Origin of the sequence: Paenibacillus oralis (assembly GCF_003863965.1) — a bacterium.
Taxonomy (GTDB): domain Bacteria; phylum Bacillota; class Bacilli; order Paenibacillales; family Paenibacillaceae; genus Fontibacillus; species Fontibacillus oralis.
In genome coordinates, this window is the sequence record NZ_RRCN01000001.1 from 6,593,521 (window position 1) to 6,607,087 (window position 13,567).

At 49.8% G+C, this 13,567-nt stretch carries 17 protein-coding genes and 1 tRNA gene; 7 read left to right on the forward strand and 11 right to left on the reverse strand.

Annotation, left to right across the window (positions count from 1 at the left end):
* Positions 1–55: 55 nt before the first annotated feature.
* Together EHV15_RS29460 and EHV15_RS29465 are read right to left on the reverse strand one after the other, a co-directional pair.
* Positions 56–508 carry a GNAT family N-acetyltransferase gene (locus tag EHV15_RS29460; RefSeq protein ID WP_246061822.1) on the reverse strand — a complete coding sequence of 151 codons (453 nt, stop codon included), beginning with the start codon at positions 506–508 and terminating at the stop codon, positions 56–58.
* Between the two features lie 123 nt (positions 509–631).
* A complete protein-coding gene (locus EHV15_RS29465) occupies positions 632–865 on the reverse strand; it encodes a hypothetical protein (RefSeq protein WP_128634376.1) in 234 nt (77 codons plus the stop codon).
* Between the two features lie 141 nt (positions 866–1,006).
* On the opposite strand from EHV15_RS29465, the gene EHV15_RS29470 reads away from it, so the two are divergent.
* Positions 1,007–1,079 (forward strand) — tRNA-Val (locus EHV15_RS29470).
* A 49-nt stretch (positions 1,080–1,128) separates the two neighbouring features.
* On the opposite strand, the gene EHV15_RS29475 is transcribed toward EHV15_RS29470, so the two are convergent.
* The gene (locus tag EHV15_RS29475) at positions 1,129–1,506 is read right to left on the reverse strand and encodes a tyrosine-type recombinase/integrase (RefSeq protein ID WP_128634377.1); all 378 of its coding nucleotides are present in this window, start codon (positions 1,504–1,506) and stop codon (positions 1,129–1,131) included.
* 273 nt (positions 1,507–1,779) lie between these two features.
* On the opposite strand from EHV15_RS29475, the gene EHV15_RS29480 reads away from it, so the two are divergent.
* The gene (locus EHV15_RS29480; RefSeq protein ID WP_128634378.1) at positions 1,780–2,076 is read left to right on the forward strand and encodes a hypothetical protein; all 297 of its coding nucleotides are present in this window, start codon (positions 1,780–1,782) and stop codon (positions 2,074–2,076) included.
* A 351-nt stretch (positions 2,077–2,427) separates the two neighbouring features.
* Here the strand turns inward: EHV15_RS29480 and EHV15_RS29485 are convergent, their stop codons facing one another.
* Positions 2,428–2,646 (reverse strand): hypothetical protein, encoded by a 219-nt coding sequence (locus EHV15_RS29485; RefSeq protein ID WP_128634379.1) that lies wholly within the window; start codon positions 2,644–2,646, stop codon positions 2,428–2,430.
* 57 nt (positions 2,647–2,703) lie between these two features.
* Positions 2,704–3,135 carry a hypothetical protein gene (locus EHV15_RS29490; RefSeq protein ID WP_128634380.1) on the reverse strand — a complete coding sequence of 144 codons (432 nt, stop codon included), beginning with the start codon at positions 3,133–3,135 and terminating at the stop codon, positions 2,704–2,706.
* Positions 3,136–3,256: 121 nt separating this feature from the next.
* Between EHV15_RS29490 and EHV15_RS29495 the strand changes: the two genes are divergently transcribed.
* The 3 genes from EHV15_RS29495 to EHV15_RS29505 all read left to right on the forward strand — a co-directional run bounded on the left by EHV15_RS29495 (position 3,257) and on the right by EHV15_RS29505 (position 5,906).
* Positions 3,257–4,021 (forward strand): polysaccharide deacetylase family protein, encoded by a 765-nt coding sequence (locus tag EHV15_RS29495; protein ID WP_128635605.1) that lies wholly within the window; start codon positions 3,257–3,259, stop codon positions 4,019–4,021.
* A 314-nt stretch (positions 4,022–4,335) separates the two neighbouring features.
* Entirely contained in the window at positions 4,336–5,229 is an 894-nt protein-coding gene (gene trhO, locus EHV15_RS29500; protein ID WP_128634381.1) for an oxygen-dependent tRNA uridine(34) hydroxylase TrhO, read from the forward strand.
* Positions 5,230–5,255: 26 nt separating this feature from the next.
* Positions 5,256–5,906 carry a helix-turn-helix transcriptional regulator gene (locus EHV15_RS29505; protein ID WP_128634382.1) on the forward strand — a complete coding sequence of 217 codons (651 nt, stop codon included), beginning with the start codon at positions 5,256–5,258 and terminating at the stop codon, positions 5,904–5,906.
* Between the two features lie 59 nt (positions 5,907–5,965).
* On the opposite strand, the gene EHV15_RS29510 is transcribed toward EHV15_RS29505, so the two are convergent.
* On the reverse strand, positions 5,966–6,217 hold the full coding sequence (locus EHV15_RS29510) for a YuzB family protein (protein ID WP_128634383.1): 252 nt from the start codon (positions 6,215–6,217) through the stop codon (positions 5,966–5,968).
* A gap of 191 nt (positions 6,218–6,408) precedes the next feature.
* Between EHV15_RS29510 and EHV15_RS29515 the strand changes: the two genes are divergently transcribed.
* The gene (locus EHV15_RS29515) at positions 6,409–7,026 is read left to right on the forward strand and encodes a superoxide dismutase (protein ID WP_128634384.1); all 618 of its coding nucleotides are present in this window, start codon (positions 6,409–6,411) and stop codon (positions 7,024–7,026) included.
* A 54-nt stretch (positions 7,027–7,080) separates the two neighbouring features.
* Here EHV15_RS29515 and EHV15_RS29520 read toward each other — a convergent pair whose 3' ends face one another.
* Positions 7,081–8,127 carry a LacI family DNA-binding transcriptional regulator gene (locus tag EHV15_RS29520; protein ID WP_128634385.1) on the reverse strand — a complete coding sequence of 349 codons (1,047 nt, stop codon included), beginning with the start codon at positions 8,125–8,127 and terminating at the stop codon, positions 7,081–7,083.
* Positions 8,128–8,243: 116 nt separating this feature from the next.
* On the opposite strand from EHV15_RS29520, the gene manA reads away from it, so the two are divergent.
* On the forward strand, positions 8,244–9,185 hold the full coding sequence (gene manA, locus EHV15_RS29525; protein WP_128634386.1) for a mannose-6-phosphate isomerase, class I: 942 nt from the start codon (positions 8,244–8,246) through the stop codon (positions 9,183–9,185).
* Between the two features lie 129 nt (positions 9,186–9,314).
* On the opposite strand, the gene EHV15_RS29530 is transcribed toward manA, so the two are convergent.
* From EHV15_RS29530 to EHV15_RS29545, 4 genes are all read right to left on the reverse strand, one after another.
* Positions 9,315–9,836, reverse strand: coding sequence for a DinB family protein (locus EHV15_RS29530; RefSeq protein WP_128634387.1), 522 nt, complete (start codon positions 9,834–9,836; stop codon positions 9,315–9,317).
* Between the two features lie 26 nt (positions 9,837–9,862).
* Positions 9,863–10,075, reverse strand: coding sequence for a DUF3006 domain-containing protein (locus EHV15_RS29535; RefSeq protein WP_128634388.1), 213 nt, complete (start codon positions 10,073–10,075; stop codon positions 9,863–9,865).
* Positions 10,076–10,081: 6 nt separating this feature from the next.
* Complete coding sequence (locus EHV15_RS29540; protein ID WP_178075988.1) at positions 10,082–11,041, reverse strand: ComEC/Rec2 family competence protein; 960 nt, start codon at positions 11,039–11,041, stop codon at positions 10,082–10,084.
* 181 nt (positions 11,042–11,222) lie between these two features.
* Entirely contained in the window at positions 11,223–13,502 is a 2,280-nt protein-coding gene (locus tag EHV15_RS29545) for an Ig-like domain-containing protein (protein ID WP_128634389.1), read from the reverse strand.
* Positions 13,503–13,567: the final 65 nt, after the last annotated feature.

The window sequence follows — 13,567 nt, forward strand, 5'->3', positions numbered from 1 at the left end:
TGATCACATCTCCTTATCAAGAAGTATGATTATAGATTGCCCCAAAACCCGAAAACTATGACTTCAACGATTTGACCATACGCACATGCGGGATGCCGGCGTCATCAAACGGCTCGTCCGAAATCGTCTCGTAGCCCAGCCTCGCATAGAAGCCCTCGGCTTGGCACTGCGCATCAAGCACCGATTTCTCAAGTCCAAGCTCGCGCGCCAGTTCTTCCAGGGCGATCAGCAGTATTTTTCCGACGCCTTGCGAACGAAAGTGTTTGCGTACGGCAATCCGCTGCATTTTCGCCGAATTATCCTGATAGTAAGTAAGCCGTCCGGTGGCGGCGTATTCCCCGTTCAACTCGATCAGCACATGATGAACATCAGGACCGATTTTGTCGTACTCGTCAATTTCCAAATCGATCGGCACCTGTTGCTCCTCCACAAACACTTCCTTGCGGATGTCCAGGCATTTCTCCAATTGTTCCTCTGTTTTGGCTTGTATAATCGTAGCGGCTGACACCAGGCTTCCCCTCCCACGGTTTCTCTCGTTCATCTGTTATTTTGGATTGCATTATTATACAAAAAAATAGTTTTTATGTATAGTTCCGCAAATGGGACGAGGAATACTCCGGGCCTATGAAGCTTATTCCGTAGAGTACACATCTTCCGTGATCGTCGGTGAGTATACTTCGTCCGAAACGGATGCGCCAAACGACCATGGCCAACCCTTCGCCTGCTTGTCCATCGTCGCCCGATCCGGTGCCAGGCTGCAGGCGCTAACCAGCGCAAGCAGGACGGCCGCAGCCAAAATGACCGCCCATCCGGCGCCTTTTTTCCGGTTCTGTCCTACCGGGGATTTATTGAAGTATCGCCGCATCTGAAACATCCTTTCCTGGTAATAACCTTGCCAAAGCTGGCATATTCCAGTGTTGTCTCATGCCGCTCCGGATATACGCAAAAAAACATTTGACAGAGTCGTCTCAGCCTGTTATTATAAATTTTGTCTTCACAATATTTTGATCTGCTAGCTCAGCTGGGAGAGCACCATCTTGACAGGGTGGGGGTCAGTGGTTCGAGCCCACTGCAGATCATAGAGAGAAAACCCTTGTATATCAAGGGTTTTCGGCGTTTTAAAGGCTATTATTCGCACTCAAATAAGCCTCCAAAACATGCATCTGGTGCCGAGAAAAACATTTCTCCGAATGCGTCCGCTGTCTCCTGCTGCATGTGCGGCGTGATGTGAGAATATCGGTCGAGCATCTTGATACTGGACCATCCCATTCTCTCCGCGATCCGCTTGCTGTTTTCCCGCATCTTCAGCAGCATCACCACATGAGTATGCCGGAGATCGTGGAACCGGATTTTCTTCAGCGGCTCAATCTGCTCTCCATTTGCCCGGCGCTGCTCAATATCTGTATTCACCTTCTCAATGATTCTGTAGAACGATCGATTTAAGTTCCGCGGGAAAAGAGGCGTTCCAAGAGACGTACAGATCAGCAGACTGTTATCCTCGTATATGTCGCGGTCTTCATACCTCCATTATTTTTGTAATAAGGCAGGACACTATCACTCCATCACCATTTCGTTGGATTAAACGAAATGGGTAAGGGGCATTACCAATTTTGTCATAGCAGCATTTCTAGAACTATGTAATTTTTTTAAAATTGCGAAAATCGCCACCACAACCATCTACCTCCTTAATAAATTCCCCTGAATATGCTCAAAATCTCGATAGCGCTAAGTATTAATTTTTGATAAAATAGCAACATAAAGTTTGAAGGAGCGGTATTAATGGATAATGAGTTAAAGCAATTATTGCAATCAGTTGTCCGTGAAGAATTAAAGGCAGTTAATGAACATTTGGATCGGAATGACGAACAGTTCCAGGAAGTAAATCAGCATCTTAAATCAATGGATCAACGTCTTAGCCGTATTGAAGAAGATCAACACTTAATTAAAAGAGCTGTGCTAGATACTAATGAGCGGGTAATTAGAATGGAAGAAGTTCTGGAGAACCAGCACAGAATCATCGAGTTGCTATCTACGCGCTCCATACAGCAGGAAGCTGAACTGAAAAGAATCAAATAAACCGATTCGGTGCCTGCGCATCGGATTTTCTTTTTCTATATGGCATGAAAGACTGTTGACGTTCCGACTAAGTAAGATAACGGGGTTACTTTCTTGTTATTCTTAAAAGTCTTTTGAGCAATCTCATGAAGCTGAAGGTGAGTAAGAATCGATCACGTCTACAATGTGCTGCTGGTCAGTGTGTTGGTCGTCTGGCACTTGCTGACAAGAAGGTTCCCCGCGTATCACCTGTTTTTGAAGCCTTGATTCTCTTATAGCCTGCTTTACCATTATCTCAGCTATGGTGTCGTATAGAGATGATACTCGATGTGTTGCCACCTCTCTCCCCTCTAAAAGAAAAAGCCGCTAATATTAGCGACTTCCCCATGACGCACTTGTATATAGTATGACGACAAGAAGTGTTGCAATTATCAGAACCACCGCAGCAATTGATAGCAAGCTCCGTAAAGTGCTGTTTTCAACATTTTTTATGACGAAATAGAAAAATACTCCAATAAAAGCAACAGCTATACCGGTAATGATAAGGGGTCCGATTGATTCCCATAAATCAATTCCCGAAAAAATATCCACGCTACCCTCCTGCATTAAAAATCTAACTTATTTAAGAAAAAGCTCCGGTTAGGGTGCTTAATCTGCCTCTTTAAACTTATACGCTGCTATTTCCCCTGTTTTTATTGTAATGATCTCCTGTTTATTTGCAGATGGAATACTGATAGTGGCAACTTTCTGACCACTTGGTACAGCGTAAGGATTAAAAAGAACGTTTGCTATTTTCGTATGGTAAGTTTTGAGATCATCATTTGTTTCTACCTTAACTTCAATGATCTCTCCGCTTTTTAAATAATATACCTCATCTACGCCGTGCTTGAAACGAATGATCGTCTCAAAAATGTGGAAACCATTCTCGAAAACCAGCACAAAATTATCGAACTGCTTTCCGCCCGCTCCATCCAACAGGAAGCTGAACTGAAAAGAATCAAGTAAAATGATCCGGTGCCCGCGCATTCGGATCTTCTTTTTTGGGCAAAGTTTGATGGTATCTCCCCCCTGCATGTTCAAAAAAGCCCCGCCCCGTTAAAGGATAAAACTGCTGTTTTTAGCCAAACTAAGCGAATAATGTACAAATGCAGCATAACTTGGTCTGCATATCAAGTGACAACAATGGAGGAACAAAGTGCTGATGCTAAAAAACAAACTGGGCGTTGTCTTGGCTTTAGCCTTAACGACCTCTCTCTTGTGCCCCTATACGGAGGCTTCCCCCCATACTCTAGCCAAAGGAAGAAGCTATTATGAGGAGCGAGGGGACATCGTTTGGGAGGTTCCGACGCACGAAAAATTTATCGCTTTCACTTTTGACGATGGACCGGATGATCGGTCGACCCAAGAAATTCTGAACATTTTGGATCAATACCAGGCAAAGGCGACCTTTTTCGTGGTAGGCGACAGGGTGCGGCGTTTTCCTGAAATCGTGAAATTGGAGCTGGCGAAAGGTCATGAAATCGGAAACCATTCTTTTCACCATCCGTCCTTTCATAACATAACGACAAGCTCCATCATGTCCGAACTAAGTCAGACCCAACAAGCGGTTTTTGAAACAACCGGACAAAAACCGGTACTGTTCCGTCCTCCGGGAGGGCATTATAACGAAAAAATCGTAGAAGCTTCGAAAAATAACGGGCTGCAACTGATCCTCTGGTCATGGCATCAAGATACGTTGGACTGGACTTCGCCAGGTGTTTACAAAATCGTACGTAAAGTCGTTAACAATGCTCGCAACGGAGATATCATTCTGATGCATGATTATGTCCATAACAGCAAACAAACGGCCCAGGCGCTCAAAATCATTTTGCCCGAGCTCAAAAGCAGGGGCTATTCCTTTGTGACGGTATCCGAGCTGCTTACCCATAAAGTGACCCCCGATCACCACATAAAGGTCAACCACTAAAGTTAGGGGAACGAAGGGACGGAAACATCATCCAGGGAGGACGGCATGGAAAAAGAACCGCGTAAATAGGTTTTTACATGAACATCCGGCAAAAGGTTACACAAAAAACGGAGGCCTCTCTTCAGGGAGAGACCTCCGTTTCCGTTATTATCGCCGCCTTGATCAAGCTCCCAAAGGCCTGAAAACACGAAAAAGCCGCACAGGATACAATATCCACTGGACTCGTATTAATATACTTACTATACTTTAATATTGACTAAGCTTATAAAATTCAACTACAATGCAGTAGAATCCACATAGATAGGTGATTACTCATGGAACAGCACGTTTACCGTGTTTTATTGTTTTATAAATTCGTTCGCATTGAAGATCCCGAGCAATTTACCGCCGAGCACCTGCAGTACTGCAAGGACCTCGGAGTCAAGGGGCGCATCCTGATCGCATCGGAGGGTATTAACGGCACGCTGTCCGGCACAACCCAGCAAACCGAGCGCTACATGCGGGATTTGCGGGCCAATCCGTTATTTTCGGATATTGTGTTCAAAATCGATGAAGTAGACGGCCATGCCTTCAAAAAAATGTTCGTCCGCCACAAAAAGGAACTGGTCACGTTCCGTTACGAAAAGGAACTCGATCCGAACCGGATCAGCGGCAAACGGCTCTCGCCCGCCGAATTTTACGAGCAACTGCAAAACGAGGATGTCATCGTCCTCGACGGACGCAACGATTATGAATACGATATCGGCCATTTCCGCGGAGCAATCCGCCCGGAGGTCGAGTCTTTCCGTGAGTTTCCGGAATGGATCCGCAACAACCTGAGCGACTACAAGGACAAAAAGATATTGACGTACTGCACCGGCGGCATCCGTTGCGAGAAGCTGACCGGCTTCCTGCTAAGCGAAGGTTTCGGCGACGTGTCCCAACTGGAAGGCGGCATCGTCACCTACGGAAAAGACCCTGAAGCGCAGGGCCGTCTGTTCGACGGCAAATGTTACGTGTTCGACGAACGGATCTCCGTGCCGATCAACCGGACCGCGGAAGATGTCGTCATCGGCCATTGCTACCACTGCGGAACTTCGCATGACCGTTACATCAACTGTCCGGTCTGCAACTTGCAGCACGTTTGCTGCGAGGAATGCGAGACGGAGCACCATGGCTACTGTTCCGACGCTTGCAAAGAATCGGCCATGGCCGTGAAGCGCGGCTGATCATTTACCCGAAAGGGAGTGTCTTTGTGAACCAGATCAAGGAGCTTACCACTCGCGAGCGGATTCTTCATATGATGAAAACGTCCGGACCGCTCAGCGCCAAAGAAATCACAACCGAACTGCAAATAACCGAAATGGCGGTACGCCGCCATCTCGGGACGATGGAGCGGGATGGATTGATCGAATCCAAAATGATCCGGCAAACGCTGGGCCGTCCGACGGCGGTATACGGCTTGACCGAAATGGCCGAAGGTCTTTTCCCGAAAAAATATCATACGCTCACGCTCGACTTGCTGGAAGAACTTGAAGAGGAGAGCGGCGGGCACCTGGTAGACCGGCTGTTTGAACGCCGGCGGGACAAATTAAACCGCAAATACCTGGCCGCGATGGATGGAAAAACGCTTCCGGAAAAGGTGCAAAAACTGTCGGAAATTCAAAACGACAACGGCTATATGACGGAGCTTGAACGAAACGAAAGCGGCGAATTCGTGCTGATGGAGCATAATTGCCCGATCTCGCAAATCGCCTCCCGGTACAACCATGCCTGCGATTGCGAACTGAATTTGTTTGAATCGCTGCTGGACGCTGAAGTCGAGCGTACGGAATGCCTGGCCCAAAACGGCAAAAAATGCGTTTACGTCATCCGCCAGCGCAAATCGGCTACATCCGGGGACTAACCTTATATACCTCCGTCTGCTCCCCCATGAAGATAAAGGCAGCCTCACGGCTGCCTTTGCTATATATCATAAGCTTTTAATTCATCTTCGATCGCTTGCTTGACCGATTGAACGCACTCTTCCGTCGTTTTGCCGACTACCCTTTTCCCGTTGACCAGGGCATAAGGTCTAAGCCGGCATAATCCGCATAAACTGAGACATTCCGCCCGCATGACGGCAATCTCGGGATACTCCTGCTCCAGATTTTCCAGATCGAGCGCGCTCATTAGGTTGCTGTCGCATACTTCGACGATGACGATGCCAAGTCCCACGCAGGATCACCCCAAACTTTGCAAAATATAGCTTGATCACTCATTATGACCAAAGCCGTCAGGTTTGTCAATGCCTGCAAAAGATTTAACATACTTAACATACATTTATGTTGACTAAGTTAGAACAGAGATTTATAATAAGGTTTGTCGGAAGTGAACTACATATTATAAGGAGAAAGGAAGGATTTAGCATGGCACATCAATTACCTGCTTTGCCTTACCCTAACAACGCACTGGAACCTCATATCGATGAAACAACGATGATGATTCACCACGATCGTCACCATAATACGTACGTAACGAACCTGAACGCCGCTCTGGAGTCCGCTTCGGAGCTGCAATCCAAATCCGTGGAAGAACTGATTTCCAATCTGGACAGCGTTCCTGAAAGCATCCGCACCGCGGTTCGCAACAACGGCGGCGGTCATGCCAACCACTCGTTATTCTGGGAAACGATCGGCCCGACCGGCGGCGGTCAACCGTCCGGCAAACTGGCTGATGCCATCAACAACGAGCTTGGCGGCTTCGACAAATTCAAAGAGGATTTCAGCAAAGCGGCTACGACCCGTTTTGGCAGCGGCTGGGCATTCCTCGCGGTAGACGGCAGCGGCAAATTGTCCGTATACAGCCTGCCGAATCAAGATTCCCCGCTGATGGAAGGCAAAACGCCGATCCTCGGTCTCGACGTATGGGAGCATGCTTACTACCTGAAATATCAAAACAAACGTCCTGACTACATCGCCGCTTTCTTTAACGTAATCAACTGGTCTGCCGTTGAGAAACGTTACGAAGCTGCTGTCAGCAAATAAACGCTTTTGCAGGGCTTAACAAGCCTTGCGGCAAATTAGAAGGGGTGTTCCCGATCAGCCATTGGCTTTCGGGACACCCCTTCTTTCTTTCACCGAATCGCGAATGACCAGCGTTGGCTTCACCTGCCAGCGAACCGCCTCCCGGCTTCTGCCGAACTCCGAGAGCAGCAGAGAAACCGCCGCATCGCACATTTTCTCCTTCTCTACCCGCATCGTCGTCATGTTAAGGCCGGCGGGACCGATGTAATTCAAGTCGTCAAAGCCGGCGATAGACACCTGGTCCGGCAGTTTGATCCGCCGTTTCGTAAGCTGCCCGGCAAGGAGATGGGCAATCCGGTCGTTGCCGCAAAAGAAAGCCGGCGGCCATGATCCCATACCGTCCAAAAAAGCACCGATTTCCCGGTCCGTGCAGTCGTACCCCTCCGACCGGGTTAACGTATGCTCGGGACGAACGGGCAACCCGTGATCCTGCATCGCCTTCCAGTATCCGTAGCCCCGTTCCTCATGGCTGGCAGAGAGATTCATCGGAGCGATCAGCCCGATCTCCCGATGGCCGGAGGCGATCAAATGGGAAACCACCGCGTACGCCCCTTCCACATTCGCTGAAGTCACTGCGGGACACGGCAAATCACGGTAATACGAATCCATCAGCACCAGCGGGATGTCCATCTCCCAAATCAGCCTGGCGTATTCCTGAGCGACAATCCCAAACAAAATAACGCCGCGATACGGAATGTCCGCAAATTGCCCCGGCAGCGTCCGCTCCGATTCCATTTCCTCATCAACGGGTGTGATGACGGCATTAAAGCCTTTTTTGCGCGCGCTTTTCTCCAGCCCCCAAATCATATCGTGAAAAAATTGAAAATGATCGTTGTCTTGATAACTCATAATCCGCTCCGGGACAACGACCAAAATATTGGCGTTCCCCGCTTCCTTCACGGCAAATGCGCCGTATCCCAGATCCTTGGCCGCCTGCAGCACCCGGCTGCGCATGTCCTCGCTGACGCCCCTTTTGTTCATCAGCGCGAGCGATACCGCATTTTTCGATATTCCCAGCTTGTCGGCGATATCCTGCATCGACACTTTCTTTTTACGGCCCATTCTTTTCATTCCTTTCGAAACATGATACACTTAACTCGCATATTACTTTACAAAAATCGAATTTGTCAAGTTTGTCAAGCTATAATTGAATTATGCATTAGAAGGAGAAAGATAAGATGAGTGAACCGATTTTTTTGCAGCCGATTTTTCAAGAACGCATTTGGGGCGGAACGAAGCTGGATTTGTTCGGCTATGAGATCCCGAACGATCACACCGGCGAATGCTGGGCGGTTTCAGCGCATCCGAACGGGCAAAGCGTCGTCAAAAACGGCCCTTATCAGGGGATGAAGCTGGGGGATCTATGGTCGGCGCATCCCGAACTGTTCAACTCGAAATCGGCCGTTTTCCCGCTGCTGACGAAGATTCTCGACGCCTCCGACGATTTGTCGGTGCAGGTCCATCCGGATGACGAATATGCCGGCAAGCATGAAAACGGCGAGCTCGGCAAAACGGAATGCTGGTACATCGTAGACGCCGAGCCGGGAGCGGCGATTATTTACGGCCATGAAGCCAATACGAAGGAACAGCTAGTGCAGATGATCGAAAACGGCGATTGGGACGGGCTGCTGACGAAAGTACCGGTCAAAGCGGGCGACTTCTTTTACGTTCCCAGCGGTACGATCCACGCCCTCGGCAAAGGCATCGTCGTGCTGGAAACGCAGCAAAGCTCAGACACGACGTATCGCGTATATGATTACGACCGTAAGGATAAAAACGGCAATACCCGGGAGCTCCACCTGGAAAAAGCCATCGACGTGACGAGCGTGCCGCAAGCCTATCAGCCGATCACGCACGATACCACGAAGCAGGAAGGGCTTACGGTAACGTCTTTTGTTTCCAACCCGTTTTTCACGGTGCAGAAATGGGAGGTGTCCGGCGACGTTTCGCTCGCGGGGAACGAGAAATATACGATCTTCAGCGTGCTTGAAGGCAGCGGTTCGCTCACTGCAGGCGATCAAAGCTATGCTTTGGCGAAAGGAGATCATTTTATCCTTCCGGCCGGATTTGGCCCCTATCGTTTAAGCGGAGAGCTTCAAATCATCATGTCGCACGAATAATCCGCAGCATACATAAAAGGGACAGAGCTGCTTCCTGATCAGGAAGGCTCCGTCCCTTTTTTGAAGATTATAGAATTAAAAGTTTTCAGCGGAGCTGAACAATTCAATAATCGCATTCCTGTAGAACCGTTACCCTTGCAAATAACGTTCCCGGATCATGCTTAGATGGTGATGAGCGTGGCCGGCAATCACATACGCCAGCGCCCTCGCCGATACCGTTACCCCGCTGGCGGTGCCTTGGTGCAGCCAAGCCTCGTCATCCAGTTGGCGGATCAACGACAGCGTGGCTTCGCGTACGACGGAAAAATCATGCAGCAACGCGGAGACGGTCTGCCGGCCAAAAGTCGAACTGTTGACGAACAGCTCCTCGTCAAATCCCGGAAGCGGCGTCGTATCACCGCGCGATATCCTAAGCAGCCGATAGCTCATCACCCGTTCCGTATCGCTGATATGGCCCAGCACTTCCTTCAGGCTCCATTTGCCTTCCGCGTAACGGTAATTCCCCTGCTCTTCGGTTAGGGAACCCCATTCTTCCGTAGCGAGCGCGGGCTGCGTCTTCAGCAGCTCCAGCAGTTCCCCTTCCGGCACCTTATCGATATATACGGCAAAATGCTTCGCGTATTCCCCCGCTTGCGGTCTCGTTAACATCATGATTCCTCCTCGCTTTTTCGTTTCATTTAATCTTCCCACAGCTCATCCATCAGCGACTTGATCTCTTTGCTGCGGGAGGCGGTTTTCTCCCGGTTCGCCACCCATTTCCCGCCGGCCCATTCCACGACATCGCCCGGTTTGACGCCGGGATCGACCAGCTTGCGCGGAACGTCCCGGGTCACCCCGTCACTTTCAATAATACAAAATTCTCCTTCAAAACGGTCCACAACATGCAGCATGCCTGCTCACCTTTCCGTGAAGATTTGTAGCTCCTGCCCGTCGGAATCGATCTCCACGGTCCCCTGAAGATCGTTGCGATACACGCGAATCCGCTGTTTGGCCAACCGGTCAAGCACGGTTTTGGTCGGGTGCCCATAGGAGTTGTCTCCCACCTGAATCACCGCGTATTCCGGCCGGACCCGATCCAGAAAACGCTGCGAAGTGGACGATTTGGAGCCATGGTGTCCCACCAGCAAAACATCGGCACGAAGATCGGCCCCGGAGTCGATCATTGCCTCCTCGCTTTTCCGCTCCGCATCCGCCGTCAGCAAAAAAGAAGTATCGCCGTAGCTTACCTTAACGACCGCGCTCATATTGTTGTTGTCGTCCGTCGTCGTGACGGGAGCGATCATGTCCACGCGAACTTGTTCATCCCAGTCCAGCACCAGCCCGGCCTTGGCGGTTTTGACCTTGAGTCCTTTTCCGCGGATCGCCCGCAGCAAAGATTCGAAGGTTTTTGTGTTGGACGAAATCTTTGGCATATAGATCTGTCCAACGTCAACGTTCTCAATGACGCGGTCCAAACCGCCGATATGATCCGCGTCCGGATGGGAGCCGATGACGATATCCAGCCGGGTGACACCGTATTCCCGCAAATAATCGAGCATGTGCTGCTCCTCGCTGTTGTTTCCGGCATCGATCAGCATCGTTTTGCCGGACGGGCTAATCAGCAGCTGCGAAGCCCCTTGTCCCACATCCAGAAAAATAACCCGCAGCGAATGGGCGGAATCCCCGTCAGCGGAAGAATAAAGCAGCTCCTCATTTTGCTGTCCCATCGTTCCGGCCGGTTCAAATCCGTTTAACGCGCAGCCGGAAAGCAAGGCGCAAATCACGCCGAGAGACACCAAACCGATGAACGCCCTAACCACTCCGCCACCAAAGACGCTTTTCTTACGTTGCAATAGTAACCTTTTAAGTCTGATCATCGATGTCGTCCTTTTCTCTTCAGCCTAGAAGCCGTATGTAAAGTTTATCAGAACATTTGTTCCAATTATACGTTAATGCGCAACCGGAAATCAATCTAAAAATGAAAGATTTTAATTAAAAAAGAGACCGCCCTGCATCAAACATGCCAGGCGGTCTCTCGCAATTGCACAATAATCCAAATTATTTTTTGGCTTTCTCGACTTTAACGGACACGGAAACCGTCACCGTTTTGCCGCCATACTTCGCTTTGATCGAAGAGCTGCCTTTGGCTATGGCTTCGATTTTCCCTGCCGTCACTTTGGCGACGGAAGACTTGGAACTAGTCCAGGTTGCGCTTGAAGTGACCACAGCCGTTTCACCTGTATCGTATTCCGCCGTGACAACAACCGATTTCACCCCTCCTGGGGACATCACCAGTCGCTTCTCGTCCACGTAAAGCTTCTTCAGCTTCGGTACGACACTAACTTTGACGCTGACATCTTTGCCTTGGTAAGAGCCGGTCAACGTTGCCGCACCGACACCGACCGCTTTTACCGAGCTGGTGGTGATCGTCGCCACTTTTTCGTCCGAGGATTTCCAGCCCATTTTGCTCGACAGGGTAACTTTCGTGCCGTCCGTATAATAGCCTGTTACTTTAATCGATTTCGATTTCTTCAGGTTCAATTCGATCGTTTGCGGCTCAACCACGATTTTCGAAATCTTCTTCTCGATCGTTATCGGAATGCTAACCGTTTTGTTGGAATAAGTTCCTTTTAACGTAGCCGAGCCTTTCGTCAGGCCTTTGATTTTCTTGCCGCTGCCCGCCGTTTTGAGCACTGCGTTTGTACCCGTCACGCTCCAGTCGATTTCGGACGGATCGACCACTTCTTCCCCGTTTTCAAAAACGGCCGTTATCTTAGGAAGGCTTGTTTCCTCGCCCATTACGATGCTCATCTTCTCTTCTTCCGAAATCAGTGTAAGCACCTTTTCCTTTACCGTAACCTTCACTGTAACTACGCTATTCTGTGAATCGCGGATCGGGAATGCCGCGTTCGGAGTTAAGCCCGATCCGATTTCCTTGAGTTTTCCCGTAATCGTAGCCGTTGCGGACAGCTTCAAATCATTGCTGTCTTTGGCGACGATTTTGCCGTCTTCAATGGTTACGACCTCATCATTATCGGAAGACCAGACGATTTTATCGTTGAAACTCACTTTGTCCCCGTCGATCTTCGTCGCCTTCACGTCCGGCAAACTCGCGGATTCGCCCCGCAGCAGTTCCATTTCGGTCTTCTCGGCTTCCAGCTTAGTAATGGTTGAATGAACCGTTACCGTCAAGCTTTTGCTAATGCCTTGATATTTCGCTTTGATCGTGGTCGAACCGGCCGACTTGGCCGTAACCTGACCGTTACTGTCCACGGTGGCGATCAATTTATTGGAGGAACTCCACTCAGCTGAGTTGCTGACATCCGTCGTTTCGTTGGCCGCTACCCTTACTCCGGCGGTTATCTGCAGCGTTTCGCCGACAAACAGGAGCGGATCGGACGAAGGAGTGAACAAGATCGCTTCATGCGGCGCCCGGACATAAATGTCCACAGCGGCCGTTTGTCCCATATAGCTAGCCGTAATTGTCGTTTTGCCCATAGAAATGATCTCAACGGTTCCATCGTCCACGGTGGCCACGCTGGTGTCCGAGGAGGACCAGGTCGCTTTCGTCGATACATCGGACGCCGACTTGTCGCTGGCCAGCACCGTTTTCGCCAACAGCTCGATTTTGCTATCGGCCAGGATCAGTTCCAGATCTTCGTGTTCCCCGATTTCAGTTCCATCCCCAGCCCGATACAGCTTCAGGCCGGCATAAGGGGAACTTACCGTCGCTTCGAAGGAAGCGGTCATGCCGGAATACTGCGCCTTGATCGTCGCTTTCCCTTCGCCGACGATCGTAATAACGCCTTTCTCGATGGTCAGCACGCTCGTATTGGAGGAGCTCCAATCCGCATCTTCGGTCACATCCTTCGGATCGACGGAGCTGTTGTCGTTAAGCGCCAGCGCTTTGACCTTGAGATCGTCCCCTTCGCTATCGAGGCTGTATTTTCCATCCTGTTTATATTCCAGCGATAATTTTGAATATGTATCTACCGCTTTAATCGTAATCATCGAAACCGAGCCCTGATAGCTGGCTTGAACGATCGTCGTCCCGCTCTTGAACGGAGTTACCATCCCGTTGTTCAAGCTCAGGATATTTTCCGAAGATGTCCAGGTGACAACTCCGGTTACATCTTTTTTGGTCGTCGAACCCTCGATCGAAGCCCATACCTTCAGTTGCTTGGAACTTCCGACTTTCAGCTCAACCGTCGTATTCTCCCCGTCAATGGAGATAGAGTTGACATCGCCGGTGGCTGCAAAAACACCGGTCGGAAATACCGCGGTCAGGAGCAGCGCCAAAACGAGGAACCACTTCGTCATCTTCCTTTTAACAACCATGCATTTCTCTCCTTTAATCTTGTTCTTCATTAGAGGAACCTTTTTCCAGGCCTATGTATTTTATA

What these genes read in the sequence shown, in the direction of transcription:
- EHV15_RS29535 (WP_128634388.1), bottom strand. Translation starts at nt 10,075, where the DNA reads ATGCTGCATGTTGTGGACCGTTTTGAAGGAGAATTTTGTATTATTGAA.
- EHV15_RS29465 (WP_128634376.1), bottom strand. Translation starts at nt 865, where the DNA reads ATGCGGCGATACTTCAATAAATCCCCGGTAGGACAGAACCGGAAAAAA.
- EHV15_RS29515 (WP_128634384.1), top strand. Translation starts at nt 6,409, where the DNA reads ATGGCACATCAATTACCTGCTTTGCCTTACCCTAACAACGCACTGGAA.
- EHV15_RS29520 (WP_128634385.1), bottom strand. Translation starts at nt 8,127, where the DNA reads ATGGGCCGTAAAAAGAAAGTGTCGATGCAGGATATCGCCGACAAGCTG.
- EHV15_RS29545 (WP_128634389.1), bottom strand. Translation starts at nt 13,502, where the DNA reads ATGGTTGTTAAAAGGAAGATGACGAAGTGGTTCCTCGTTTTGGCGCTG.
- EHV15_RS29540 (WP_178075988.1), bottom strand. Translation starts at nt 11,041, where the DNA reads ATGATCAGACTTAAAAGGTTACTATTGCAACGTAAGAAAAGCGTCTTT.
- trhO (WP_128634381.1), top strand. Translation starts at nt 4,336, where the DNA reads ATGGAACAGCACGTTTACCGTGTTTTATTGTTTTATAAATTCGTTCGC.
- manA (WP_128634386.1), top strand. Translation starts at nt 8,244, where the DNA reads ATGAGTGAACCGATTTTTTTGCAGCCGATTTTTCAAGAACGCATTTGG.
- EHV15_RS29495 (WP_128635605.1), top strand. Translation starts at nt 3,257, where the DNA reads ATGCTAAAAAACAAACTGGGCGTTGTCTTGGCTTTAGCCTTAACGACC.
- EHV15_RS29530 (WP_128634387.1), bottom strand. Translation starts at nt 9,836, where the DNA reads ATGATGTTAACGAGACCGCAAGCGGGGGAATACGCGAAGCATTTTGCC.
- EHV15_RS29480 (WP_128634378.1), top strand. Translation starts at nt 1,780, where the DNA reads ATGGATAATGAGTTAAAGCAATTATTGCAATCAGTTGTCCGTGAAGAA.